Raw genomic sequence first — 25,603 nt, 5'->3', positions numbered from 1 at the left:
AAGCGGCTTTTTGTCTCTGTGGCAAGCGATGCGAGCCGGGGTGGCGCAAAAAGACTTTCAGGTTTTTTCAGGTAATTGATCCGATTTCCGGGGGATGGGTGAAAATTAAGAGGTGAGTTTCTGTCCCTGATCAAGGTGGCGAGGCGAGAATCGGCGCAAGCTTAGCGCGTTGAAGCTCTGGTGCGTCCCATGAGAACCCTCCTCCTCCTGACCCTTGTCCTAATAGCGCTTGTCGTGCTGGTGATCCTCGTCCTGAATTGGCGGTTTCATGCGCAGGTTCGCGCGGTGGAAATGCAGGTTTTACAAGTGGATGCACGCGATGACTGCCAGCCGACACAGGTGCCGGAGCCGGTGCAGCGGGTGGCAGAGCGCGCTGGCGCCGGTCGGGGTGACCAGGTCCGGGCCATACGCCTGACACAGAGTGCCGAAATGCAGATGTCTGCTGACCAACCATGGCAACCTCTGAGCGCCCGGCAGGTGATTTCGGTGACCGAGCCCGGATTCGCCTGGGTCGCACAAAGCCGGGTGGGGCCGATCAACCTGATAACGGTGCTGGATGCCTTCACCGCGGGCGCGGGTCAGCTGCGGGTGCGGTTTCTGGGCGCGATTCCCCTGGCCAATGCAGAAGGGCCCGATCTGTCACTGGGCGAGGCGATGCGCTATCTGGCGGAACTGCCCTGGGCCCCTGACGCGATCCTTTGCAACGGTGCGATTGGGTGGAGCGTTGCGGTTGACGGCTGGCTTGAGGCGCGGTTGCGGCTGGACGGGCAGGACGCTTTGGTGAGGCTGCGGGCGGATGAAACGGGCGATATCGTCGAGATCACCGCGACGGGCAGGCCCGCAATCCAACCCGACGGCAGCACCGCATTGATGGATTGGCGCGGGGTGTTTTCGGATCATGCGGACATGGGCGGGCGGCGCATCCCTTTGGTGGGAGAGGTGGGCTATGTGGAGGGTGGCCTGTACCGTCCCTACTGGCGGGGGCGGATCACCGGCTATGAATTGGTGCGATAGTCGCTGGCCCCGTCCCGGATGCTGCGCTAGCTTCCGAGCATGAGCAGCACCCCCCGATTCATTCATCTCCGCCTTCACACCGAATATTCCCTTCTGGAAGGGGCTGTGCCGGTCAAGAAACTGGCAGCCATGTGCGCGGGGGCCGGGATGCCCGCCGTGGCGGTGACCGAGACGAACAACATGTTCTCGGCATTGCAGTTTTCCGAACTGGCGGCGGGGGCCGGGGTGCAGCCGATTGTCGGCTGCCAGATCAGTGTCGATTACGACCCGCCGCAGCCGGGGGAAAAGCCGCGCCCATACGCGCCCGTGGTGCTGCTGGCCCAGAACCGGGTGGGGTATGAGCATCTGATGAAGCTCAACACCTGTCTCTATCTGCGCGGCGACGGATCGCTGCCGCATGTCACGGTTGAGGAACTCGCCGCCCATTCTGAGGGGCTCATTTGCCTGACCGGTGGCCCCGATGGCCCCATCGGTCGCTTCCTGCGCAATGGGCAACGGGCCAAGGCCGAGGCGCTGATGGGGCGGCTGAAGGGGATCTATGGCGACAGGCTCTATGTGGAACTGCAACGCCACCCCGGAGAAGGCGGGTTGCCGGAGGCGGAGCGCCTGTCCGAACAGGGCCATGTGGAACTGGCCTATGCGATGGACCTGCCGCTGGTGGCCACCAACGATGTCTATTTCCCCAAATCGAGCATGTACGAGGCCCATGACGCGCTGCTCTGCATCGCGGATGGCGCTTACGTGGATCAACAGGAACCGCGCCGCCGCCTGACGCCGCAGCATTATTTCAAGACGCCCGAGGAAATGGCGACGCTGTTCGCCGATCTGCCCGAGGCGCTGGAAAACACCGTCGAGATCGCCAGCCGCTGCGCCTTCCGGGCACGCACGCACCCGCCGATCCTGCCGAAATTTGCCGATGACGAGGTCAGCGAGCTGCGCCGACAGGCCAATGAGGGGCTGCAGGCGCGTCTGGCCGTGATCCCCCATGCGGTCAGCCCCGAGGAGTATCAGGCACGGCTCGATTTCGAGCTCGATATCATCGAGGGCATGGGCTTCCCGGGCTACTTCCTGATCGTGGCCGATTTCATCCAATGGGCCAAGGACCATGACATTCCGGTGGGTCCGGGGCGCGGGTCCGGGGCCGGGTCGCTGGTGGCCTATGCGCTGACCATTACCGACCTCGATCCGCTGCGCTATTCGCTGCTGTTCGAGCGCTTCCTGAACCCCGAACGGGTCAGCATGCCCGACTTCGACATCGATTTCTGCATGGACCGCCGCGAAGAGGTGATCCGCTACGTTCAGGAAAAATACGGGCGCGACAAGGTGGGCCAGATCATCACCTTCGGCGCGCTTCTGTCCAAGGCCGCCGTGCGCGATGTGGGGCGGGTGCTGCAAATGCCCTTCATGCAGGTGGACCGCCTGTCCAAGATGATCCCGGTCGAGGGCGTGAAGCCGGTCTCGATCGAAAAGGCGCTGGCCGACGAACCCCGGCTGCGCGATGCCGCGCGGGAAGAGGAGGTGGTGAAGCGCCTGCTCGACTACGGCCAGCAGGTTGAAGGGCTGCTCAGGAACGCCTCGACCCACGCGGCGGGCGTGGTGATCGGGGACAGGCCGCTCGATGAGCTTGTGCCGCTCTATCAGGATCCCCGCTCCGACATGCCCGCGACCCAGTTCAACATGAAATGGGTGGAACCGGCTGGGCTGGTGAAGTTCGACTTCCTCGGGCTGAAGACCCTGACCGTGGTGCAAAACGCCATCGACCTGATCCATGGGCAGGGGCGTGACCTGCATATCGGGCCGGATGGGACGCAGCTATACGCGCCGCCCGCCGGGGCCGAAAACCAGATCAACGCCATCCCGCTGGATGACGAGGCGACCTACAAGCTTTACGCCAGCGCCAAGACCGTTGCCGTGTTTCAGGTGGAAAGCTCGGGCATGATGGATGCGCTTCGGCGGATGAAGCCCACCTGTATCGAGGATATCGTGGCGCTGGTGGCGCTCTACCGTCCCGGTCCGATGGAAAACATCCCGACCTATTGCGAGGTCAAGAACGGGCTAAAGGAACGCGAATCCGTTCACCCGCTGATCGACCATATCCTTGAGGAAACCCAGGGCATCATCGTCTACCAGGAACAGGTGATGCAGATCGCGCAGGTCATGGCCGGTTACTCCCTCGGCGGCGCCGACCTGCTGCGCCGGGCCATGGGTAAGAAGATCGCCGAGGAGATGGCCAAGGAACGCCCCAAATTTGAAAAAGGGGCAATGGAAAATGGCGTCGACAAGAAGAAGGCGTCGGAGGTCTTCGACCTTCTGGAGAAGTTCGCCAATTACGGCTTCAACAAATCCCACGCTGCCGCCTATGCGGTGGTCAGCTACCAGACGGCGTGGCTGAAGGCCAATCACACGGTAGAATTCATGGCCGCCGTCATGAACTGCGATATCCACCTGACCGACAAGCTGAATGTCTACAAGCAGGAGGTTGACCGGCTGGAGATCGAGACCATCCCGCCTTGCGTCAACCGTTCTGCCGCGATGTTCACCGTCGACAAGGGCCGCGTCGTCTATGCGCTGGGCGGGCTCAAGAATGTGGGCGTCGAGGCGATGCGCCTGATCGAAGATGGCCGCGCCGGGCAGCCCTTTGCGACGCTTTTCGATTTTGCCCGCCGGGTGGATCTGAAACGTGTTGGCAAGCGACCGCTGGAGATGCTGGCGCGCGCCGGGGCGTTTGACGAGCTTGATCGCAACCGACGCCGGGTTTTCGATAGCCTCGATGCGCTGGTCGGCTACTCTGCTGCGATCCATGAACAGCGCAGTTCCAACCAGGTATCGCTCTTTGGCGAAGCGGGTGACGACCTGCCCGAACCGCGCCTGCCCAACCCCGCCGACTGGCTGCCGAATGAGCGACTGGCGGAGGAACACAAGGCCGTTGGCTTCTACCTCTCCGGCCACCCGCTCGATGACTACATGCCCGCGCTCAAGCGCAAGAAGTGCATGACGCTGGAAGAGGTCGAGCAACGGGTCCAGGGCGGGGCTTTCGTGGCCAAGATGGCGGGGTCCGTGTCGTCCCGGCAGGAGAGGAAGAGCCAGCGCGGCAACCGGTTTGCCTTCGTGCAGCTGTCGGACCCGACGGGGCTCTACGAGGTCACCATGTTCTCCGAGGTGCTGGAGGCGAGCCGCGAGTTTCTCGACAGCGGGTCCAATGTGGTGCTGACGGCGGATGCGACATACGAGGGCGAGCAGCTGAAACTGCTGGCCCGGACGGTGCAGCCCGTTGACAGCGTCGTGGCAGATGCAGGTGGATCGGGGCTGCGCATCTTCATCGAGGAAGATGTGGCCATTTCCGCCGTTGCGGGCCTGCTGGACCGGGCGCGGGGAGAGGCCAAGCTGAAAGGCCGGGGGCCGGTCAGCCTTTGCCTGCTCAGCCCCGACCTGCCGGGCGAGGTGGACGTTCTGTTGGGCGAGGATTTCCCCGTGAACCCGCAGATCAAGGGCGCGCTGAAAAGCCTTGATGGGGTTTTGATGGTGGAGGAAATATGACGTTTCCGCAGGACACTCGTCCTGACCTGCGTTGTCTGACCGTCTCCGATCCGCATCCGATTTGACCCGGATCAATGCAGAAAATTGATTGCGCCCGCACATTACTGTCAGCGCAACTGTTTTCGGGAGGACGGGTGCTGTGCGTGATTTTGCGGGAAGATCCGGGATTTCCGGTCGTGCGGGTCCGGCTTGGGCGGCTTTGGTGGTTTTTTGCCTGACGATGACATTCTGGCCCACGCTCGCGCGGGCAACAAATCTGTGCGACCTTCACATCAACGTGGCAGAGGCGTATTCCGGCGGGTTTTCCGATCACAGGGTCGATCGGTGCAGCTTTGTGATCCCGGGGGCGGGGCAGATGCATATCACTTATTCCGGCAGTCCCTACATGCACGGGAATACGATATATGGCCTCAGCTTTGCCTTTGCTGGCAGCGAGAGCCAGCAGTTTCCCGGTCGCACGGTGTCGTCCAGCGAAGAGACCGCCGCCGGTCAGCCATTTCGATATGAATGGGTGCAGGCATTCGGACCCGATGCGCAGGGATTTCCCGTCGATGCGGCGCTTATCGGGCGCGTGACCTACCAGGGAGGCACCGGAAATACCTATGCCGCGCTCGATTATCGACTGATCGTGGAGTGGCTTGAGGCAGTTGCGCCGACACAGGAAGATGCGGTCGTCGCGCCTCTGCCAATGGATCTCACCGGAAGCTGGGTCGTCTATATCGAAGGTCGCTTGCCTGCCCATAGCAGTATTGAGCGCACCCGCGATGGCTTGGAGTTCATCATCCACCGCAACCCGGAGCAACGCTCAGCAGGGCGTTTTCTGGACGATGACACGGTGATCGCCGAGGACTGGGAGGCGCAGGTCGGTCAGGTGTCCGACGATGGTCGCCGCATCGACTGGCCCGGGTCCTGGTGGATACGCGCGGATTGACAGCGACCGGGGCGACCTTCGACGCATAGGTCAACAATCCGCGCTCGACCGTGGGCTGTGAGGCGGGCTGCGTGATGCAGGGTGTTCATCTTGCGGAGTCGCCGGTGTGATTTGGCAATTGCGGCCCACCCCCGAATCGGCTGTACAACCCGGAGCGTTCACGGTCAGCGGATCGGTGGCGAACTTGGAGGGCGACCGATAGGGGCCGTAATCGAATCCTTGCCGCTTGGCGTTCTGGCCGCGGCGCTGGCGATCACCTTCTTCGGGGGCGTGGTCAAGGGCGTGGTGGGATTTGCCCTGCCGTTGATCATGATCTCTGGCCTCAGTGCGATCATGCCGCCGGAGATCGCGCTGGCGGCGCTTCTGCTGCCCGCGGCGCTGACCAATATGTGGCAGGCCTTCCGGCAGGGGCTGGGGGCGGCGGCGCAGTCTTTGCACGGGCATTGGCCTTTCATGCTGATCGGGCTCAGCGTCATGGCGGTGGCGGCGCAGATGGTTCTGGACGTGCCGCAATGGGCCTTCTTCGGGATCATCGGGGTGCCGGTGGTGATCTATGCCAGCCTGCAACTTATGGGCCGGCCGATCCGGGTTCCGGCGCGGCGACGAGGGTTGGCGGTGCTGCTGTTTGGTGGGCTTGCCGGGGTTCTGGGGGGCTTCGCCGCGGTTTTCGGACCGCCGACGGTGGCCTATCTGATGTCACGCGACGCGGAAAAGGCAGAGCAGGTGCGGGTGCAGGGGATGATGTATTTCCTCGGCAACGTCCTGCTGTTCGGGGCGCATCTGCGATCGGGCGTGCTGAATGCGGACACGATTCCGCTGACGGTGCTGATGCTGCTGCCCGCGTTCGCGGGGATGTGGCTGGGCTTCAAGCTGCAGGACCGAATGAACAAGGCGCAATTCCTGAGGGCCACGCTGGTGGTGTTGCTGATTGCCGGGCTCAACCTTGTGCGGCGGGCGGTTTTCGTGTGAGTTCCCGTCGGGGAGGAGAGTGACATGCCGATTGACCTGAAGGATCTGCCAGAACGGATCGAGGGGCCGGGGGCCTGGGTGGGGGCGGAGATGGCCGCGCATCCCGATCGCTGGCTGGTGACGCTGACGCCGGAAGACGTTGCCGATCTGGAGCAGGCGGCGGAGGCCTTTCTGGCGACCGAGGCCGATCTGGGGCAGATCACGGCGGACGCCTTTCCGCTGCGGCACTTCGCGGACCATGTGGCGGAACTGCAGGAAAAGATGCGCAGCGGCAGCGGGGTCGAGGTGATCCGGGGGCTGCCGATGGAGCGCTATGACCAGCGGATGGCGGCGACGATCTTTTGCGGGATCGGGGCGCATGTCGGATCGGCCCGATCGCAGAACGCGGCGGGGCATGTGTTGGGGCATGTGCGAAATGTGGGGGCCGACCCGAATGATCCGAATACACGGATCTACCAGACGGCGGCGCGGCAGACCTTCCATACGGACAGCGCCGATGTGGTGGGGCTGATATGCCTGCGCAACGCGAAAGAGGGCGGCGACAGCCTGCTCGTCAGTGCCGAGACGATCTACAACCGGATGCGTGCGACGCGGCCCGATCTGCTGGCGCTGCTCTTCGACCCGATTGCGACGGACCGCCGGGGCGAAGTGCCCGAGGGCATGAAGCCGTGGATGGAGATCCCGCCTTTGAGCTGGCATGACGGCAAGCTGACGGTGTTCTACCAGCGGCAATACATCGACAGCGCGCAGCGCTTCGAGGGGGCGATGCGGCTGACATCGGCGCATGTCGAGGCGCTGGACCTGTTCGACGCATTGGCCAATGACCCGGATCTGCATTTTCGAATGCGGCTGGAGCCGGGGGACATGCAGTTTGTCTACAACCACGCGCAGCTTCACGATCGGACGGGATTCACGGACTGGCCGGAGCCCGAGAAGCGGCGGCATCTGCTGCGGCTGTGGCTGTCCCTGCCGGGGGACAGGGAATTGCCGGACTGCTTTGCCGAGCGCTATGGCACTGTCGAAATCGGCAACCGAGGCGGGATCATCGTGCCGGGGACGAGATTGCACGCACCGCTGGATTGAGTGGGCGTAAGCCGCTTCGAAGCGGCTTGGGAAACGCGGTTTCGAAACCGCGTATAAGGGCCTTGAAGGCCCTTTATCCAAGGCCCTTCGAAGGGCCTTGGCTGCGCTTGAAAATCAGCTGATCGCTGCCGCCTTCACGTCGTCGTCGATGTAGGGCACGTATTGGGCGAAGTTCTCCGCGAACATGTTCACCAGCTTCTGCGCCTGTGCGTCATAGGCGCCCGGGTTGTCCCAGGTGCGGCGGGGGTCCAGCAACACCTCGGCCACGCCGGGGCAGGACACCGGCACGTCAAAGCCGAAATTCGCGTCCTTGCGGAATTCGGCGTCGTTCAGTGACCCGTCCAGAGCGGCGGTCAGAAGCGCGCGGGTGGCGCGGATCGGCATGCGGCTGCCGGTGCCATAGGCGCCGCCGGTCCAGCCGGTGTTGACCAGCCAGCAGGTGGCGCCGTGCTGGGCGATCTTGTCGCGCAGCATGTTGCCATAGACCTCGGGGCGACGCGGCATGAAGGGGGCGCCGAAACAGGTCGAGAAGGTGGGCTCGGGCTCGGTCACGCCGCGCTCGGTCCCGGCGACCTTGGAGGTGAAGCCGGACAGGAAGTGATACATGGCCTGCGCGGGCGTCAGCCGGGCGATCGGAGGCAGCACCCCGAAGGCGTCGCAGGTCAGCATGATGATGTTCTTGGGATGCCCGCCAAGGCCCGTATCCGACGCGTTGGAGATATAGTCCAGCGGGTAGGCGCAGCGCATGTTGGCGGTCAGGCTGTCATCGTCGAAATCGAGCGCGCGGGTTTCGGGATCGAAGACCATGTTCTCGATCACGGTGCCGAACTTGGAGGTGGTGGCGTAGATCTCGGGCTCGGCCTCTTCGCGCAGGTTGATGGTCTTGGCGTAGCAGCCACCCTCGAAGTTGAAGATGCCCTTGTCGGACCAGCCATGTTCGTCATCGCCGATCAGCACGCGGGCAGGGTCGGCGGAAAGCGTCGTCTTGCCGGTGCCCGAGAGGCCGAAGAAGACGGCGGCATCTTCCGGGTTGTCCACGGCGTGGTTGGCCGAGCAATGCATCGCCATCACGTTCTTGCCGGGCAGGATGTAGTTCAGCAGGGTGAAGACGGATTTCTTGTTCTCGCCCGCGTATTCAGTGCCGCCGATCAGGATCAGTTTCTTCTCGAAATTGAGCGCGATCACCGTGTCGGTGCGGCAGCCGTGACGCTCGGGATCGGCAAAGAAGCTGGGGCAGTTGATGATGGTGAACTCGGGCACGAAGCTGTCGATCTCATCAGCCGTGGGGCGGCGCAGCAGGTGGCGGATGAACAGGCCATGCCAGGCCAGTTCCGTCACCACGCGCACATCGAGGCGATGCTCCGCATCGGCGCCGCCGAACAGGTCCTGCACGAAATATTCACCGCCCTTCATGTGCTCCAGCATGTCGGCATGCAGGCGGTCGAAGGCGTCAGGGGCCATTTCGGCGTTGTTTTCCCACCAGATCGTGTCTTCGGTCGCGGCGCTGCGCACGACATGTTTGTCCTTGGGCGAACGGCCGGTATATTTGCCGGTGGTCACAAGAAAAGCGCCCCCCTGGCCAAGCGTGCCTTCATTCTTGCGAAGGGCGGCTTCGATCAGGGCGGGTTCGAGCAGGTTATAGTGAACCGAACCGAGATCCGAGATGCCTTGGGTCTCGAGGGTCTGGGCCGGGTTCACGCGTCCTGTTGTCATTATGCAAGCTCCTGCGCCGTCTGTTCCCGGCGCCTTGGGTGAAACATAAGGGTTCGCGGTCGGAACGGCCGCAGCGATAGGGGCCGTATAGCATGCCGTTTTCCGCGAGGAACAGGACGCAATCGCACAGTTAGCGCAACCAGACTCACCTTTTTTCGGGCCGTTAGCGCTGCCTTAAGAGGTGGATGGTAGGAAATCGGCCACACCAGTTACACCGGGATGCAACTTAGAGATTGATTCTAAAGCCCGAAATGTAGGACAATAAGAAAAAAACAGGCAAATCGGGCAGCATAAGGAAATAGTAACATGTCGAGGATCGCACTCGTCGATGACGACAGGAATATCCTGACCTCCGTTTCCATGACTCTGGAAGCGGAAGGATTTGAAGTGGAAACCTATAACGACGGACAATCGGCACTGGACGCATTCACGCGCCGGATGCCGGAACTGGCCGTGCTGGACATCAAGATGCCCCGCATGGATGGCATGGACCTGTTGCAGCGTCTGCGCCAGAAAAGCGCGGTGCCGGTGATCTTTCTCACCTCCAAGGATGATGAGATCGACGAACTGATGGGCCTGCGCATGGGCGCGGATGATTACGTGCGCAAGCCGTTCTCGCAGCGCCTGCTGGTGGAACGCATCCGGTCCATCCTGCGCCGGCAGGAGGCGATTGCCTCTGACGCGGGCGGTTCACCGGAAGAAAGCCAGGTGATGGTGCGCGGGCCGCTGACCATGGACCCGCTCCGTCACGCGGTGACCTGGCATGGCAAGGACGTGTCGCTGACGGTGACAGAGTTCCTGCTGCTGCAGGCGCTGGCGCAGCGTCCCGGTTTCGTCAAAAGCCGTGACCAGCTGATGGATGTGGCCTATGACGAACAGGTCTATGTGGATGACCGGACCATCGACAGCCATATCAAGCGGCTTCGCAAGAAGATGCGTGAGGTGGATTCGGATTTCTCGGCCATCGAAACGCTTTATGGTATCGGGTACAGGTATAACGAAGACTAAATGACACTGGCCTCCGACATCGGACCGACCCAAAGGCGCGAACCTGCGGAATCGCAGATCGTGCTGGGGGAAGACTGGGACCGCCCCGCCGGGGCGGTCGAGGTCGAGCTGCGCGATGCGCGGGCCCGGCGGGGTCTGATGTCGCTCAACCGCTCGCCGCTGGCGCGCAAGATCATCCTCTTTAACCTCTTGGCGCTTGTGGTTCTCGTGGCCGGGGTTCTGTTCCTGAACCCGTTCCGCGACAGTCTGGTCTATCAGCGCGAACAGGCGCTGGCCGTCGAAGCGCAGCTGGTGGCCGAGATCTTCGAGGCCAGCTTGCCGCGCACGGCCCCCGCCAATCTGCTGACCGGTGACGGCATCGACCCGGTCGATGTGCTTGGCCGGATCGGCCTGTCGGATGGCGTCGATGTCTATGTCTTCGCTCCGAACGAAACGCTGGTCGCCTCGACCGGTGACACCGCGACCGAAGCGGCGACACCATTGGCTGGAGGTGGGGAGGATCCGGGCCGGTCATTGGTCATTACGGATTTTCTGAACACTGTCTGGGACGGCATCGCCGGAATTCTTTCCTCGGGCTCGACACCGGCTGAAACGGTATCGACCGAGGACCAGGCCCGCGCGCTGGTCGCAGAAGCGCTGTCGGGTGAAACCGTTCTGCATGGCGGTAACGGGACGGCGGGTGCGATCTTCCTCGCGGCCTCGCCCATCGAGGGTGCCTCGGGCGTTGTGGGCGTCGTGGCGCTGGCCACCGCCGCGGGTGAGATCGAACAGCTGGTGCGCGCAGAACGCGAACAGATCCTGCAAATGTTCTTCGTGGCGCTTCTGGTGTCGATCGGCCTGTCGCTGGTGCTGGCCTCGACCATCGCCAACCCACTGTCGGACCTGTCCGCCGCCGCGGAACTCGGCCGCGACAAGAACGCCCGAAAGATGAGCCCGACGCGCGTGCGCATCCCGGATCTGACGGGCCGCCCCGATGAGATCGGCCGCCTGTCCGCCGCGCTGCGTGGCATGGTTGCGGCGCTCTATGACCGGATCGACGGCAATGAACAATTCGCCGCCGACGTGGCGCATGAGGTCAAGAACCCGCTCGCCTCGCTGCGGTCTGCCGTCGGCACCATGCGGCTTGCGCGTACCGACGAACAACGCACCCGCTTGCTGGATGTCATCGAGCATGACGTGCGGCGGCTGGACCGGCTGGTGTCGGATATCTCCAACGCCTCGCGGCTCGATTCCGAGCTGGTGAAGGAGGAGGCCGATGATTTCGACCTCATCCATATGCTGTCGAACCTGACCCAGTACCATGCCGAAGAGGCGCAGGGCCAAGAGATCGCCTTCATCTCCGACCTGCCTGGCGAACCGGTCAGGCTGCACGGGCTGGAGGGCCGGCTGGCACAGGTCTTCGTCAACCTGATCACCAACGCGATTTCCTTCTGCGAGGCGGGCGATGCTGTCCGGGTTTGGGCGCGCAAGCGCGAAAACCGGGTGCTGGTGGTGGTCGAGGATACCGGGCCGGGCATCCCCGAAGAGGCGCTGACCAAGGTCTTCAACCGCTTCTATTCGGAACGGCCCGTTCAGCAGTTCGGCGACCATTCGGGCCTTGGCCTGGCGATCTCCAAGCAGATCGTCGAGGCCCATGGCGGGGTGATCTGGGCCGAGAACATCCGCCCGACAGAGGCCGACATCACCTCGGACCCGCTTGGGGCGCGGTTCGTGGTCGGCCTGCCGCTCTAGGGCCTTGGCCACGGGCGACACATCCCTTCAGACCGCCTATTGCAGCCCCACGCCGGATGGGCGTGTCTTCTGCCGTGGCACGGCGGTCTGCCTGAACGGGCAGGGGCTGCTGGCGCTTGGTCCCTCGGGCAGCGGCAAGTCGCGGTTGGCGCTGGAGCTTATGGCGCTTGGCGCATCCCTCGTGGCCGATGACGGGGTATTGCTGACGGAGGATGGCAAGGTCACGCGCCCGGAGGGCGCGCCCCGTCTCATCGAGGCGCGGGGAATCGGCCTGCTCCATGCCGAGCCAGGAAAGATGGCCCCCCTGTCGCTGATTGTCGATCTGTCTCGGGCAGAGCCCGACCGTCTGCCACCGCGACGCTTGGCCGCCATGCCGGGTGGACCGGTGCCCTTGATCCTGGGCAAGGATCACCCTTTCCTTGCCGCCGCGATCTGCCAGTATCTGAAGCAAGGACGCGCGGAGTAGCCAGCGATGGATCACGAAGACCAGACAACCGCAGAAGAGGCCGAACGGGTGGTTTTTGTCTCCGGCCCCTCGGGTGCGGGGCGGTCAACGGCGATCCGGGCGCTGGAGGATCTGGGCTTCGAGGCCATCGACAACCTGCCGCTCAGCCTGTTGCCGCGGCTTCTGGACGGGCCGCCCCCCACGCGACCGCTGGCGCTTGGCACCGATCCCCGCAACCGCGACTACAGCGCGCAGGCGCTGATCGCGGCCGTCGACCGGCTGGCTGCCGACCCGCGCATTCTGGCCGATCTGGTCTATCTGGATTGCGCCACCGATGTGCTCGTCCGCCGCTATTCCGAAACCCGCCGCCGCCACCCGCTGGCGCCGGAGGATCGGCCCATTCTGGGGATCGAGCTGGAACAGGACCTGCTGGCGCCGGTGCGCACCCGTGCAGGCATCCTGATCGACACATCCGACATGACCCCGCATGAGCTGCGCGCCGAGGTGCAGCGCTGGTTCGCGCCGGGCGGTCAGCAGCTGGCCCTCTCGGTGCAATCCTTCAGCTACAAGCGTGGGCTGCCGACGGGGGCCGATCTGGTCTTTGACTGCCGCTTCCTGCGCAACCCCTACTGGAACGCCGATCTGCGCAGTCTGGACGGGCGCGATGCGGCGGTGGTGGACTATATCGCCGACGACGCTCGCTTCGCGCCCTTCCTGGCGCAGGTCACGCAATTGGTGGAAACCCTGCTGCCCGCCTATCAGGAGGAGGGCAAGGCGCATCTGACCGTGGCCTTCGGGTGCACCGGAGGGCAACACCGCTCGGTTGCTGTCACCGAAAAACTGGCTGCCCATCTTGCGCAGGCGGGCTGGCAGGTGTCAAAGAGGCACAGGGAGATTGAACGCCGGGCGGTGACCCGCGCGCCGTAAATGCCAAGGAAGCAGAGTTTGATCGGCATCGTGATCGTTGCACATGGAGGTCTGGCGCGCGAGCTGCAGAATGCCGTGGAGCATGTAGTGGGCCGTCAGCCCGGCATGCTGGCGATTTCCATCGGTGCCGAAGACGACCGCAGCCGCCGCCAGCGCGAGATCTGTGACGCCGCAGATGCGGTGGATACCGGTGATGGTGTGGTGGTGGTGACCGACATGTTTGGCGGATCGCCCTCCAACCTTTCTCTGCGCGCCTGCCGCCCGTCCAATCGCAAGATCCTGACCGGGGTAAACCTGCCGATGCTGGTGAAGCTTGCCAAGTCGCGCAACCTGCCGGTCGACGTGGCCGTATCGCGCGCCGCCGAGGCTGGCCGCCGCTATATCAACAGTTTTGACGGAGCCCCCGAATGACCAATCCGACCAGACGCAAGCTGGACATCGTGAACGTCAAGGGGCTGCATGCCCGTGCCTCGGCGAAATTCGTGGAGACGGTGGAGCAGTTCGACGCCAGTGCCACCGCCTACAAGGATGGGCTGAGCGCCGCCGGAGACTCTATCATGGGGCTTTTGATGTTGGCAGCCTCTCAGGGAACCACTATTGAGGTGGAGACCAGCGGGCCAGAGGCGGAACAGCTGATGGATGCCCTTGCGGCACTTGTTGCTGACAAGTTCGGTGAAGGCATGTAAGCCCGTACACTCGGGGTGGAATCGGGGATAGAGAACCGTTGACCGACGTGACAACGCCAGATGCAGGGCAACAGGCCCGGCCCGCAGAGGGCCAGCAGCAGCCGGTTTATGACCGGCGCAGCCTGACCTATGCGTCGTCTTTCGATTCACCACTCCGCTCGACCGTGATCCGGGCAATCGAGTGGTTTACCGGCAAGCTGACCATCGTGCGCCGGGTGCGCCAGTTCGAACGGATGGGTGCGCCCAAGGGGCAGGCGTTCTGGCCCGCGACGATGAAGGTGATGGGCATCGAGCTGCAAACGCCTGCGCATCAGCTGGACCGGATTCCCGCTGAGGGGCCGGTCGTGTTCGTGGCCAACCACCCGCATGGGCTGGTCGACGGGATGATCCTGGCGGATCTGATCGGCCGCCGCCGCGACGATTACCGGATTCTCACGCGCTCGCTTCTGACGGGGATCGACGAAAGCGCGGCCAGCTACATGATCGCGGTTCCATTCCCGCATCAGCCCGACGCGCAGCAGGAAATGATCCGCATGCGCGCGCAGGCGATGGAACATCTGTCGGCGCGCGGGCTGATCGCACTGTTCCCGTCAGGCGTCGTCGCCACTTCGGCCACCGCATTTGGCCCGGTGATCGAGCAGGAATGGAACGTCTTCACCGCCAAGATGATCCGCCGGTCCGGTGCGACGATTGTGCCGTGCTTTTTTCAGGGCACCAATTCGCGTGCGTACCAGATCGCCAACCGGGTGTCTCCGGTCGTGCGCCAGGGGCTGTTGCTGCACGAGGTGGTGAAAAGTTTCGACAGGCCGCAGGCCCCGATCATTGGCCATGCGATCACGCCCGATCAGTGGACCGACCCGATCCAGAACCCGCGCCAGTTCATGGCGCAGTTGCGTGAGCATACGCTTGGCCTGAAGGCCGATCCCGACCGCGTGTTCTGACCCCGGTCAACGGGTCGGAACCGGAACCTCTCCGCGATAATCGTAGAAGCCGCGTTGTGTCTTGCGACCAAGCCAGCCGGCCTCGACATATTTGGTCAGCAGCGGGCAGGGGCGGTACTTGGTATCGGCCAGCCCGTCATGCAGCACGTTCATGATCGCAAGGCAGGTGTCCAGACCAATGAAATCCGCCAGTTCCAGCGGTCCCATCGGGTGATTGGCCCCCAGCTTCATCGACTCGTCGATGGACTTCACGTTTCCGACGCCCTCGTAGAGCGTATAGACCGCCTCGTTGATCATCGGCATCAGGATGCGGTTGACGATGAAGGCGGGGAAATCCTCTGCCGTCGCGGCGGTTTTGCCGAGCTTGTCCACCACAGCCTTGCAGGCGGCGAAGGTTTCCTCGTCGGTGGCGATGCCGCGGATCAGTTCCACAAGCTGCATCACCGGAACCGGGTTCATGAAATGGAAGCCCATGAATTTTTCCGGGCGGTCGGTGCGGCTGGCCAGACGCGTGATCGAGATCGAGGAGGTGTTGGACGTCAGGATCGTTTCGGGCTTCAGATGCGGCAGAAGGTCCTCGAAAATCGCCTGCTTGACGGTTTCGCGTTCCGTTGCGGCTTCGATGATCAGGTCAGACGATCCCAGATCTGTCAGCCTCAGGGTTGTCGAGATGCGGTCAAGCGCGTCGGCCTTGTCCTCGGCACTGACCTTTCCCCGGCTGACCTGTCGTTCGATATTGCGGTCGATCAGGGCCAGGGCCTTGTCAAGGCTGTCTTGGGAAACATCATTCATAACAACGTCATACCCGGCCAATGCACAGACATGGGCAATCCCGTTGCCCATCTGTCCCGCGCCGACGATGCCAATCTTCTGAATGTCCATGTCCCGTACCTCTGGCCCAGTGTTTCGCCCGCACAATAGGCGCGGGGGACGGGGGCAGACAAGGTCAAACGCCGCGGCGGATTGTGCGAAAAATCACCACAAGTTTTCGGTTTAGCCATTTGGAAACGGCCACGGCGCAAATTGGGTTCGGGTGAGTCGAAACATGGGTGGAGCAAGCCATGAGTTATGCAAAAGCGGGGCATGGGCCCCTTGATTATCAGCCGTGCCGGTACGAGGGGTCGCCGATGACGTTTCGGGGGCCGAAGGCCGAGCCGGAGGAGGGTTATGTCCTGTGTCTCGGCGGGTCGGAAACCTTCGGGAAGTTTTCCCCCGACCCCTATCCCGACCTGTTGGCGCGGCGGCTCGGGCGGCCTGTGGTCAATATGGGTGCGATGAACGCGGGGATCGACCTGTTGCTGCATGACCCCGCCATTCGCAACGCCCTCACGCGGGCCGGGGCGGTGGTGTTGCAGGTGCCGGGGGCGGCCAATCTGTCGAACCGGTTTTTCAGCGTGCATCCCCGGCGAAATGACCGGTTCGTCAAGGCCTCGACCATGATGCGCACGATCTACCGGGAGGTGGATTTCACCGAGTTCCACTTCACGCGGCACATGCTGACCGCGCTGAAACGGAGGTCGGAGGACCGGTTCATGATCGTGGTGGAGGAATTGCGTGCCGCGTGGCAGGCGCGGATGACGACGCTGCTGGACCGGATCGGCGTGCCGGTCCATCTGCTGTGGCTGTCACGCCGCGCGCCGGGGGATGACCCGTTGGACGAGGAGGGGTTGGGATATGATCCGCTCTTCGTCGATGCCGGGATGCTGGCGGGGCTGGAGCCGAAGGCGGCGAGTGTCTCGGTCTGCATTCTGGCGCAGGATGCGAGGGGTCCGGCAGCGCGGGGGATGTTCCATGGCCGGGGCGAGGAGGCCGCCGCACGGCTGATGCCGGGGCCGGAGGATCATGACCGGGTGGCCTTGATGCTGGCGGGCGCCATGGCATGAAAAAGGCCCGCCGGGATGGGCGGGCCTTCTGGGATTGCGGTGTCGCGTGGATCAGCCGAGTTTTTCGGTCAGTTCCGGCACGGCGGTGAAGAGGTCGGCGACCAGGCCGTAATCGGCGACCTGAAAGATCGGGGCCTCTTCATCCTTGTTGATCGCGACGATGATCTTCGAGTCCTTCATGCCAGCAAGGTGCTGGATGGCGCCCGAGATGCCGACGGCAACGTAGAGATCGGGGGCGACGACCTTGCCGGTCTGGCCAACCTGCCAGTCGTTCGGGGCGTAGCCCGAGTCGACCGCGGCGCGGGAGGCCCCGACAGCAGCACCGAGCTTGTCAGCGAGCGCTTCGATGATCTTGAAGTCGTCTTCGGATCCTACGCCACGGCCGCCCGACACGACGATGCCCGCCGAGGTCAGTTCGGGGCGGTCGCTTGCGGCCACCTTGTCCTCGACCCATTCGGAGAGGCCGGGATTGGCCGCCGCGCCGATAGAGTCCACGGGAGCGGCTGCTTGTTCACCGGCAGCATCAAACGTGGAGGTCCGGAAGGAGATGACCTTCTTGGCGTCCGAGGACTTCACGGTCTGGATCGCGTTGCCCGCGTAGATCGGACGCTCGAAGGTGGAGCCATCGACCACACCGGAAGCATCCGAGATCACCATGACGTCAAGCAGCGCGGCCACGCGGGGCAGCACGTTCTTGGCGTCGGTGGTGGCCGGTGCCACGATATGTTCGTAATCGCCAGCCAGAGACACGATCAGCGCGGCCGTGGGTTCGGCCAGACGATGACCGAGCGAGGCGTCTTCGGCAACGAGCACCTTGGACACGCCTGCGATCTTGGCAGCGGCGTCACCTGCGGCAGCGGCAGAAGCCCCAGCACACAGAACGGTCACGTCGCCAAGCGACGATGCGGCGGTGACAGCCTTTGCGGTGGCGTCCAGCGCCAGTTCGCCATCGGTCACTTCAGCAAGGAGAAGAACAGCCATTACACAGCCCCCGCTTCTTTGAGTTTCGCAACAAGCTCGTCCACGGAGCCGACAATCTCACCGGCCTTGCGGGCCTCGGGCTCGGTCGTCGAGACGATCTCCAGACGCGGGGTGACGTCGACGCCGTAATCGGCGGCGGTCTTTTCATCCAGCGGCTTTTTCTTGGCCTTCATGATGTTGGGCAGCGACGCATAGCGCGGCTCGTTCAGACGCAGGTCGACGGTCACGATGGTCGGCATCGAGACCTTGATGGTCTGAAGACCGCCATCCACTTCGCGGGTCACCAGCGCGCTGTCGCCGTCGATATCGACCTTCGAGGCGAAAGCCGCCTGCGACCAGCCGAGCAGAGCCGACAGCATCTGGCCGGTGGCGTTCATGTCGTTGTCGATGGCCTGCTTGCCGCAGAGCACCAGACCGGGCGCTTCCTCATCGACCACGGCCTTGAGGATCTTGGCCACCGCCAGCGGCTCGATATCGGTGTGCACGTCATCGGCGGCAATGACCAGGATGGCGCGGTCCGCGCCCATGGCCAGCGCCGTGCGCAGGGTTTCCTGGCTTTGCTTGACGCCGATCGACACGGCGATCACTTCATCCGCCTTGCCCGCTTCCTTCAGACGGATCGCCTCTTCAACGGCAATCTCGTCGAACGGGTTCATCGACATCTTCACATTCGCAAGATCAACACCGCTGCCATCCGCCTTCACACGGACCTTCACGTTGTAGTCGATCACGCGTTTGACAGGCACAAGAACCTTCATTTCCACGTCTCTCCTGTTATGGCCCCCGAGGCGCTGGCCCCGGGCAAGTCATGCTATCATGCGGTTGTTACCGCTTCGAATCGCGCGATGACAGGTCAAAATCGACGCGTTCGACCGATTGGACGCCGCGTTTTTTCCTTATTGAGTGTGTATGTGTCGGATCAGCGGCGAAAACTGCGCCGGGGTATTTGCAGGGGAGGGTTGAGTTTCAATGGAAAAAGTTCAGGGAATCGGCGGGTTCTTCTTCCGCGCCAAGGACCCGGAGGCTTTGGGGCGATGGTATCTTGAGCATCTTGGAATCAACATTGCCCCCACCGATATGGAGATGGTGCCCTGGGTCAGTGACGCCGGTGTGACGGTCTTTGCGCCTTTTGCCGAGGACACCGACTACTTTGCCGCCGACCAGCGCTTCATGCTGAACTTTCGCGTGAAGGATCTGGACGCCATGGTGACGCAACTGGAATCTGCGGGAATAGATGTTTACAATCGGCAGGATATGGACGGGATCGGTCGCTTCGCCCATTTGCGCGACCCCGAAGGCACGCCGATCGAATTGTGGGAACCCGCCCCGACAGGAGATAGCGAATGACACCATCCATGTCTGAGCCCGAGATCAAGGCCTTCCCGGAAACCCATACGCTCGGGTTTGTGCGCGACTATTCAATGGCGACGCTGGACGAGATGCCGGACCTGTGGCGAACCTTCTACGAGGCGCCGCTCTTCATTCCCAACTATGTGCCCGGCGCCATGTATGGCGTGTCCTTCGCGGCGGACGGTCTGGGTTCGTTCAAATACGGCGTGACGGTCGAGGTGGACCCGGTGCCGACAGAATTGCCCAAGGGCACCAGCCTGGCGCGGCTGCCAGAAGGCGACTACGCGGTGGTGCAGGATTTCGGCACGCTCGATGATGTGCAACTGTGCTTTGACTGGATCATCGCGGAGTGGCTGCCGGGGTCGCGCTATACGCAGCGGCGCGGCGCGATTTTCGAGCGCTATCCGGAAGACCCCCGAAACGGACCGGACGGCATGGCGTTCGAGATCTGGGTTCCGGTCAGCGACCGGCCCAACTAGTCGCCGGTTCGGCGCAAGATCGGTCAGGCGCGGGCCGTCGCGACGTTCTATCCTGAGGTCATGAAACGGACGCACACCCAATCTGACCTGATTGCCCGCACCCTGTGGCAGGTGGAAACGGACCTGTCCCGGGGGCCGGATCTGCCCGCGCTGGCTGACGCCATCGGGGTCAGCCGGTTTCACCTGACCCGTGCCTTTTCCCTGCGCACCGGCCTCTCGCTTGGCACATATGTGCGCAGGCGGCGGCTGAGCGAGGCGGCCAAGGCGCGATCAGCCGGTGAAAGCGTGACCAATGCCGCCTTTGACGCGGGTTATGACAGTGTCGAGGGGTTTTCCCGTGCGTTCCGTGCCTGTTTCGGATTGGCCCCGTCCTCCATTCGCGGGCCGGAGGATCTGAACAGGATACCCTTGCAGGAGGCTATGAAGATGACCCCAACAGAACCAACGGCCACCCCGGTGCCCGAGATCAGGACGATCGAGCCGATCCCCCTCGTGGGATGCTCGGGCCGGTTCGACATGGAGAGCCGCACGCGCATCCCCGCGCTTTGGGATGATACGGTGTCGGCATGGCATGACGCCATGATCGGCGGGCCGACCTATGGGGTCTGTTCCGATTTCAGCGACTCGGGCGACTTCACCTATACGGTCGCCTTTCCCGGCGAGGCGGCAGAGGGGCTCGACCGGCTGACGCTTCCGGGCGGCACCTATGCGGTCTTTGCCCATGAGGGACATATCTCGACGATCTCGCGGACCTGGGACGCGATCTTTGCCAAATGGGCGCCGGTTGCGGAGTATGACCTGCTGAACGGGCCGGAGTTCGAGCTTTATGATGCGGATTTCGACCCGAAAGGCGCTGGCAAGGTTGCGGTCTGGGTGCCCGTTGCGCCGCGCGGCTAGCGGTTTGCCCCCGGCACCCACAGCACATCGGCGCGGCCTTCGTCATTGCAGATGCGGGCCGCGACGAAGAACCAGTCTGACAGGCGGTTGAGATACTTCACCGCTGCGGGATTGACCGTTTCCACCGTGGACAGTTCCACCGCCAGCCGTTCGGCCCGGCGGGCGACGGTGCGGCAGAGATGCAGATATGCGGCGGCAGGCGAACCGCCGGGCAGGATGAAACTGCGCAGCGGGTCCAACCGGTCGTTCATTGCGTCGATCTCGGCCTCCAGCCGGTCCACCTGCGCGGCGATCATGCGCAGGGGCGGATACTCAGCCTCGGCATCCTTTTCCATTTCCGGGCGGCACAGGTCCGCGCCCAGATCGAAAAGGTCGTTCTGGATCATCGCCAGCTGCGCGTCCATTGCGCCTTCCGTATGCAATCGCGCCATCCCGAGCGTCGCGTTCAGCTCATCGACCGTGCCATAGGCCGTCACGCGGGCGGAATGCTTGTCGACCCGCGCGCCATTGCCAAGCGCGGTCTGGCCAGCGTCACCGGTGCGGGTGTAGATCTTGTTCAGAACGACCATGTTTCAGCCCCCGTTGCCGCGCAGATAGACCACCGCGGCGATCAGGATCACCGCAACGAATTGTGCCGCCAAACGCCAGCGCATGATCTTGTTGGCATTCCTGCGGTTGAATTCCCCGCCGCGCGTGAAGGTGCCAATCCCGAAGAGCAGGATGATGGCGACCCCGACCGTGACGATCAGGGCAATGATGGTGAGGGTATCAACCATGGTGGTCCTTTCCCGAGGCTTTGCCCGTCCACAAAAGCCCGTATAAGCGTTCGCTGACCTATCTAGGTCGCCCCACAGATAAAGCGAAGGGTTTTTCGTATCCGGCCCCCGTGGTCAAGTGACCCGGCGGATGATCCAGTCGGTCGCGCGGGTGGGCAAGACCCGGTCGAGCACATTGACCAGTTCAGCCAGCTTGGTAACCCGGTAGCGGGCGCGTGGGCGCGGTGAGTCCAATGCATGGATCAGCTTGCGCGTAACGTCCGATGCCGGCGCTTCGAGCCGGGCCACGGCCGCGCGGCCCCGGCTTTTGTCCAGAAGGGTCGTCTCGTAGTCCCTGGCCCTTGCGGACCTGCGCCAATCAATCCATTTTTCCAGCTCTCGGCCCGAGTTTTCACCGAATTTGGTGGCAATCAAGCCGGGCTGGATCAGGCTGACATGAATGCCGGTGCCGTGCAGTTCCAGCCTCAGGCTGTCGGTCAACCCCTCCAACCCGTGCTTGGTGGCGATATAGGCGCCGCGCCATGGTGATGCGGCATAGCCGAACACGGAGGTGCAGTTGACGATCCTGCCATGGCCTTGCGCGCGCATTGCGGGAATGATCTGCCGGGTCAGATCCTGCGGCCCGATCAGGTTGGCCTGAAGGATGGCGTCGAAGGCCGCGCGGGGCAGATCCTCCACCAGACCGGGAATGCCGTAGGCGCCGTTGTTGTACAATGCATCCAAGGTTCCGCCGGTGGCCTGGAGCACCTCGGCAACGGCGGTCCGGATCGTGTCGGCGTCTTCATAATCCAGCCTTGGGCTGACGAACCCCTCGTCGCGCAGCCGCACGCAGTCTTCGGCTTTGCGGCAACTGGCGAAGACCTGCCAGCCCCGGTCACGCAGGGTATGGGCCGCGTCATAGCCGATGCCGGAGGAACAACCGGTAATAAGGATGCTGCGAGTCATTGCGATGCCCTCGTGGCGGATGATGGCAATTGCGTAGGCCCATGGGCCGAATGGTGCAAGCGCAGAGACATATCCTGCTTTACCACCCCTCGTGGTTTCGCGTATCACCGATACCAAATGAACGAGCAGAATATGTCAGAAGACAACCGCGAAATATCCGAGTCGCTGAGCCGCGCCATTGGCTCGCGCTACCTTCAATATGCGCTGTCCACCATCATGCACCGGGCCTTGCCCGACGCGCGGGATGGGTTGAAACCTGTGCATCGGCGCATCCTTTATGCGATGCGGGAACTGCGGCTGGCCTCCAATGGGGGCTTCCGGAAATCCGCCAAGATCTCGGGCGATGTGATGGGCAACTATCACCCCCATGGCGACGCCGCGATCTATGACGCGATGGCGCGTCTGGCGCAGGATTTCACCATCCGCTACCCGCTGGTCGACGGGCAGGGGAATTTCGGCAATATCGACGGCGATAACCCGGCCGCCAGCCGATACACCGAGGCGCGGATGACCGCCGTGGCCGAAGTGCTGCTGGAAGGGCTGAACGAGAACGCCGTTGATTTCCGCGACAATTACGACGGCACCTTGCAGGAACCCGAGGTGCTGCCCGCCGCGCTGCCGAACCTGCTGGCGAATGGGTCCAGCGGGATCGCCGTGGGGATGGCCACCAACATTCCACCGCATAATGTGGACGAGTTGATCGCCGCCTGCCTGCACATGATCAAGTCGCCCGATACGCGGGACGAGACGCTGCTGAACTACATTCAGGGGCCTGATTTTCCCACCGGCGGCGTGATCGTAGAGCCGCGCGAAAGCATGGCCGAGACCTATCGCACCGGTCGCGGTGCCTTCCGCCTGCGGGCGAAATGGGAGACCGAGGATCTGGGCCGCGGCACATGGCAGGTCGTGGTCACCGAGATCCCCTATCAGGTGCAGAAATCGAAACTGATCGAGAAGATCGCGGAACTCATTCAGACCAAGAAGGTGCCGATTCTGGCCGATGTGCGCGACGAATCGGCTGACGATATCCGCATCGTGCTGGAACCCAGGTCCAAGAATGTGGACCCGGAAATTCTGATGGGGACGCTGTTTCGCAGCTCGGACCTGGAGATTCGGTTCAGCCTGAACATGAACGTACTGATCGACGGGCGCACGCCCAAGGTCTGTTCTTTGAAAGAGGTTCTGCGCGCCTTTCTCGATCACCGGCGCGAGGTGCTGATCCGCCGCTCCACCCACCGGATGGAAAAGATCGACCACCGGTTGGAGGTGTTGGAAGGCTTCATCATCACCTTCCTCAATCTCGACCGGGTGATCGACATCATCCGCTATGACGACGACCCCAAGGCTGCATTGATGCGCGAGGAATGGGGCAGGGCGCATGTCCGCGCCACGTCCGAGGCCGACTATGTCAGCCCCGCTCCGGGCGAGGGCGAACTGACTGAGGTGCAGGCCGAGGCGATCCTGAACATGCGCCTGCGCAGCTTGCGGCGGCTGGAGGAGATGGAACTGCTGAAAGAGCAGGCCGCGCTGATGGAAGAACGCGCCGGGCTGGACGATCTGCTGGCGCGGGACGAGCTGCAATGGGGCCGCATCGCCGAAGAGCTGCGCGAAATGCGCAAGCAGTTCGGCAAGGGCACCGAATTCGGCAAGCGACGCACCGATTTCGCCGAGGCGGGCGAAACCCCCGACGTGCCGCTGGAAGCCATGATCGAGCGTGAACCGATCACCGTGGTGCTGTCCAAGATGGGTTGGGTGCGCGCCATGAAGGGCCATGTCGCCCTGGATGGTGAGTTCAAGTACAAGGATGGCGACGAAGGCCGCTTCCTGAAGCATGCGGAAACCACCGACAAGTTGCTGGTGTTCGGCAATAACGGGCGCTTCTATACCATCGCCGCCTCGAACCTGCCCGGCGGGCGCGGCATGGGGGAACCCGTGCGCCTGATGGTCGATCTGCCCAACGAGGTCGAGATTGTCGATCTGTTCATTCACAAGCCCGGCGCGAAACTGCTGGTGGCGTCCTCCGCTGGCGACGGCTTCCTTGTGCCCGAGGCCGATGTCCTGGCCCAGACCCGCTCTGGCAAGCAGGTTCTGAACGTCAAGGCCCCGGTGCGGGCGGCGGTCTGCACCCGCGTGCAGGAGGGCGAAGACTATGTCGCCTGCGTGGGCGAGAACCGCAAGGTTCTGGTCTTCCCGATGGCCGAACTGCCCGAGATGGGCCGCGGCAAGGGGGTGCGGTTGCAGAAATACAAGGATGGCGGTCTGTCGGACGCGCGCAGCTTCAACCGGGCCGACGGGCTGAGCTGGAAAGACCCTGCCGGACGCACCCGGACCGAGACCGACCTGACCGAATGGGAAGGCAAACGCGCCGGAACGGGCCGCATGGCCCCGCGCGGCTTCCCGCGGGATAACCGGTTCAACTGAGACGCCCCCGGTTTGCATCTCGGCCACGGTTTTCTGCCGATCTTTCGGCGGTTTGACCGGGTCGATTGCGCGTCATGCCCGGCTGCGCTATCCCGGATGGGCTGCCATTTAGGAGGAGCCCCATGCGCGCCCTGTCCCGTTTCGCCCTTTTGGGGCTGGTCCTGATTCTCGGGGCCTGCGCCGCGACCGACCCGCTGGAGGAAGACCTGCCAGATATGGGCGATTTCCGCCTGGCCTATAACATCGTCGTGGCCGACAACATGCAGCAGGTCCCACCCTCGCGGGAAGCGTCGGGCGAGGAATGGATCGAGATCCTGACCGCCGAGATCGACCGCCGGTTTGGGGGCTATGAGGGCGACCGCCTTTATCACATCGCGATCCATGTGGATGCCTATGCGCTGGCGCCTCCGGGGATCCCCGTGGTGCTTCAGCCGCGCTCGATCCTCGTGGTCAGTGCCAATGTCTGGGATGATGAATTGCAGGCGAAACTGCATGATGACCCCGAACAGCTGACGATTTTCGAAGGCGCAGCACCGGAAACCATGATCATCGGGTCGGGCCTTGCCCGGTCACGCGAGGAACAGATGCAGATCCTTGCGCGCAACGCGGCGCGGCGCATCCAGCTTTGGATGCTGACCCATCCGGAATGGTTCTCGATCGACGAGGACGCCGCCGCCGAGGCTCAGGCTGCGCTGGAGGCGCAGGTCGCGGAAGTGGAGCAGCCAGTAGAGCTGCCCGAAGAAGCGGCGGAATAACGGATTTCCCCAACTCACCCTTGATTTTTCCCCCGCGCCTCAGTAACGAGCGCGCGATGATGAACCGGGGCCGGGCGGCCCCCCCAAAGCATGAGGCGCCTGAGCAATGGCAAAGGAAAAGTTTGAGCGCG

General features: G+C 63.3%; 25 protein-coding genes. 18 read left to right on the top strand and 7 right to left on the bottom strand.

All coding sequences use genetic code 11. The features are described 5' to 3' along the window. The first annotated feature begins 189 nt into the window (after positions 1-189). From EP237_RS18130 to EP237_RS18110, 5 genes are all read left to right on the top strand, one after another. Positions 190-1,014, top strand: a complete 825-nt coding sequence (locus EP237_RS18130; protein ID WP_127562308.1) for a DUF6544 family protein — start codon at positions 190-192, stop codon at positions 1,012-1,014. A 39-nt stretch (positions 1,015-1,053) separates the two neighbouring features. After that, a complete protein-coding gene (dnaE, locus tag EP237_RS18125) occupies positions 1,054-4,551 on the top strand; it encodes a DNA polymerase III subunit alpha (RefSeq protein ID WP_127562307.1) in 3,498 nt (1,165 codons plus the stop codon). A 220-nt stretch (positions 4,552-4,771) separates the two neighbouring features. Next, entirely contained in the window at positions 4,772-5,482 is a 711-nt protein-coding gene (locus tag EP237_RS18120; protein ID WP_127562306.1) for a hypothetical protein, read from the top strand. Between the two features lie 219 nt (positions 5,483-5,701). Next, complete coding sequence (locus tag EP237_RS18115; protein WP_240661686.1) at positions 5,702-6,451, top strand: sulfite exporter TauE/SafE family protein; 750 nt, start codon at positions 5,702-5,704, stop codon at positions 6,449-6,451. A gap of 24 nt (positions 6,452-6,475) precedes the next feature. Next, positions 6,476-7,534, top strand: a complete 1,059-nt coding sequence (locus EP237_RS18110; protein WP_206052320.1) for a TauD/TfdA family dioxygenase — start codon at positions 6,476-6,478, stop codon at positions 7,532-7,534. A gap of 114 nt (positions 7,535-7,648) precedes the next feature. On the opposite strand, the gene EP237_RS18105 is transcribed toward EP237_RS18110, so the two are convergent. After that, positions 7,649-9,247, bottom strand: a complete 1,599-nt coding sequence (locus EP237_RS18105; RefSeq protein ID WP_127562305.1) for a phosphoenolpyruvate carboxykinase — start codon at positions 9,245-9,247, stop codon at positions 7,649-7,651. A gap of 306 nt (positions 9,248-9,553) precedes the next feature. Between EP237_RS18105 and EP237_RS18100 the strand changes: the two genes are divergently transcribed. Genes EP237_RS18100 through EP237_RS18070 form a run of 7 tightly spaced genes read left to right on the top strand, consistent with a single transcriptional unit; the run spans position 9,554 to position 14,985 of the window. Then, positions 9,554-10,255: a response regulator transcription factor gene (locus EP237_RS18100; RefSeq protein WP_127562304.1), complete on the top strand. Its 702-nt coding sequence runs from the start codon at positions 9,554-9,556 to the stop codon at positions 10,253-10,255. Then, positions 10,256-11,986 (top strand): sensor histidine kinase, encoded by a 1,731-nt coding sequence (locus EP237_RS18095; protein WP_127562303.1) that lies wholly within the window; start codon positions 10,256-10,258, stop codon positions 11,984-11,986. 4 nt (positions 11,987-11,990) lie between these two features. Then, positions 11,991-12,452: an HPr kinase/phosphorylase gene (locus EP237_RS18090; protein WP_127562302.1), complete on the top strand. Its 462-nt coding sequence runs from the start codon at positions 11,991-11,993 to the stop codon at positions 12,450-12,452. A 6-nt stretch (positions 12,453-12,458) separates the two neighbouring features. Next, positions 12,459-13,358, top strand: coding sequence for an RNase adapter RapZ (gene rapZ, locus EP237_RS18085; RefSeq protein ID WP_127562301.1), 900 nt, complete (start codon positions 12,459-12,461; stop codon positions 13,356-13,358). A gap of 18 nt (positions 13,359-13,376) precedes the next feature. Continuing rightward, positions 13,377-13,769: a PTS sugar transporter subunit IIA gene (locus EP237_RS18080; protein WP_127562300.1), complete on the top strand. Its 393-nt coding sequence runs from the start codon at positions 13,377-13,379 to the stop codon at positions 13,767-13,769. After that, entirely contained in the window at positions 13,766-14,044 is a 279-nt protein-coding gene (locus EP237_RS18075) for an HPr family phosphocarrier protein (protein WP_127562299.1), read from the top strand. The genes EP237_RS18080 and EP237_RS18075 overlap by 4 nt, the downstream gene beginning before the upstream one ends. Positions 14,045-14,091: 47 nt before the next feature. Beyond that, complete coding sequence (locus EP237_RS18070) at positions 14,092-14,985, top strand: lysophospholipid acyltransferase family protein (RefSeq protein ID WP_206052324.1); 894 nt, start codon at positions 14,092-14,094, stop codon at positions 14,983-14,985. 6 nt (positions 14,986-14,991) lie between these two features. Here EP237_RS18070 and EP237_RS18065 read toward each other — a convergent pair whose 3' ends face one another. Next, positions 14,992-15,867, bottom strand: coding sequence for a 3-hydroxybutyryl-CoA dehydrogenase (locus EP237_RS18065; RefSeq protein WP_127562297.1), 876 nt, complete (start codon positions 15,865-15,867; stop codon positions 14,992-14,994). A gap of 179 nt (positions 15,868-16,046) precedes the next feature. Here EP237_RS18065 and EP237_RS18060 point away from each other — a divergent pair, with 179 nt between their 5' ends. Continuing rightward, positions 16,047-16,868 carry a DUF6473 family protein gene (locus EP237_RS18060; RefSeq protein WP_240661685.1) on the top strand — a complete coding sequence of 274 codons (822 nt, stop codon included), beginning with the start codon at positions 16,047-16,049 and terminating at the stop codon, positions 16,866-16,868. A 51-nt stretch (positions 16,869-16,919) separates the two neighbouring features. On the opposite strand, the gene EP237_RS18055 is transcribed toward EP237_RS18060, so the two are convergent. Further along, positions 16,920-17,849, bottom strand: coding sequence for an electron transfer flavoprotein subunit alpha/FixB family protein (locus tag EP237_RS18055; RefSeq protein ID WP_127562295.1), 930 nt, complete (start codon positions 17,847-17,849; stop codon positions 16,920-16,922). Beyond that, entirely contained in the window at positions 17,849-18,607 is a 759-nt protein-coding gene (locus EP237_RS18050; protein WP_127562294.1) for an electron transfer flavoprotein subunit beta/FixA family protein, read from the bottom strand. The genes EP237_RS18055 and EP237_RS18050 overlap by 1 nt, the downstream gene beginning before the upstream one ends. Before the next feature lie 211 nt (positions 18,608-18,818). Here EP237_RS18050 and EP237_RS18045 point away from each other — a divergent pair, with 211 nt between their 5' ends. From EP237_RS18045 to EP237_RS18035, 3 genes are read left to right on the top strand one after another with little or no spacing between them, the layout of a single operon-like run. Next, positions 18,819-19,196 carry a VOC family protein gene (locus EP237_RS18045; RefSeq protein ID WP_127562293.1) on the top strand — a complete coding sequence of 126 codons (378 nt, stop codon included), beginning with the start codon at positions 18,819-18,821 and terminating at the stop codon, positions 19,194-19,196. Beyond that, a complete protein-coding gene (locus EP237_RS18040; protein WP_127562292.1) occupies positions 19,193-19,678 on the top strand; it encodes a GyrI-like domain-containing protein in 486 nt (161 codons plus the stop codon). Before EP237_RS18045 ends, EP237_RS18040 begins: the two co-directional genes overlap by 4 nt. Positions 19,679-19,738: 60 nt before the next feature. Then, positions 19,739-20,575, top strand: a complete 837-nt coding sequence (locus EP237_RS18035) for an AraC family transcriptional regulator (protein ID WP_127562291.1) — start codon at positions 19,739-19,741, stop codon at positions 20,573-20,575. Here EP237_RS18035 and EP237_RS18030 read toward each other — a convergent pair. The 3 genes from EP237_RS18030 to EP237_RS18020 all read right to left on the bottom strand — a co-directional run bounded on the left by EP237_RS18030 (position 20,572) and on the right by EP237_RS18020 (position 22,296). Then, complete coding sequence (locus EP237_RS18030; protein WP_127562290.1) at positions 20,572-21,144, bottom strand: cob(I)yrinic acid a,c-diamide adenosyltransferase; 573 nt, start codon at positions 21,142-21,144, stop codon at positions 20,572-20,574. The genes EP237_RS18035 and EP237_RS18030 overlap by 4 nt on opposite strands. Positions 21,145-21,147: 3 nt before the next feature. Further along, a complete protein-coding gene (locus tag EP237_RS18025) occupies positions 21,148-21,351 on the bottom strand; it encodes a twin transmembrane helix small protein (RefSeq protein WP_071691892.1) in 204 nt (67 codons plus the stop codon). 114 nt (positions 21,352-21,465) lie between these two features. Beyond that, on the bottom strand, positions 21,466-22,296 hold the full coding sequence (locus EP237_RS18020; protein WP_127562289.1) for an SDR family NAD(P)-dependent oxidoreductase: 831 nt from the start codon (positions 22,294-22,296) through the stop codon (positions 21,466-21,468). 132 nt (positions 22,297-22,428) lie between these two features. Here EP237_RS18020 and EP237_RS18015 point away from each other — a divergent pair, with 132 nt between their 5' ends. Both EP237_RS18015 and EP237_RS18010 read left to right on the top strand, forming a co-directional pair. Then, on the top strand, positions 22,429-24,717 hold the full coding sequence (locus EP237_RS18015) for a DNA topoisomerase IV subunit A (protein ID WP_240661684.1): 2,289 nt from the start codon (positions 22,429-22,431) through the stop codon (positions 24,715-24,717). 122 nt (positions 24,718-24,839) lie between these two features. Beyond that, positions 24,840-25,472 (top strand): hypothetical protein, encoded by a 633-nt coding sequence (locus EP237_RS18010; protein ID WP_206052319.1) that lies wholly within the window; start codon positions 24,840-24,842, stop codon positions 25,470-25,472. Positions 25,473-25,603 lie beyond the last annotated feature (131 nt).

It is taken from the genome of Nioella ostreopsis, from assembly GCF_004000255.1.
In the GTDB taxonomy this organism is placed as follows: domain Bacteria; phylum Pseudomonadota; class Alphaproteobacteria; order Rhodobacterales; family Rhodobacteraceae; genus Nioella; species Nioella ostreopsis.
Note: the sequence above shows the minus strand (reverse complement) of the source record. Positions and strands in the feature narration are given on the sequence as shown.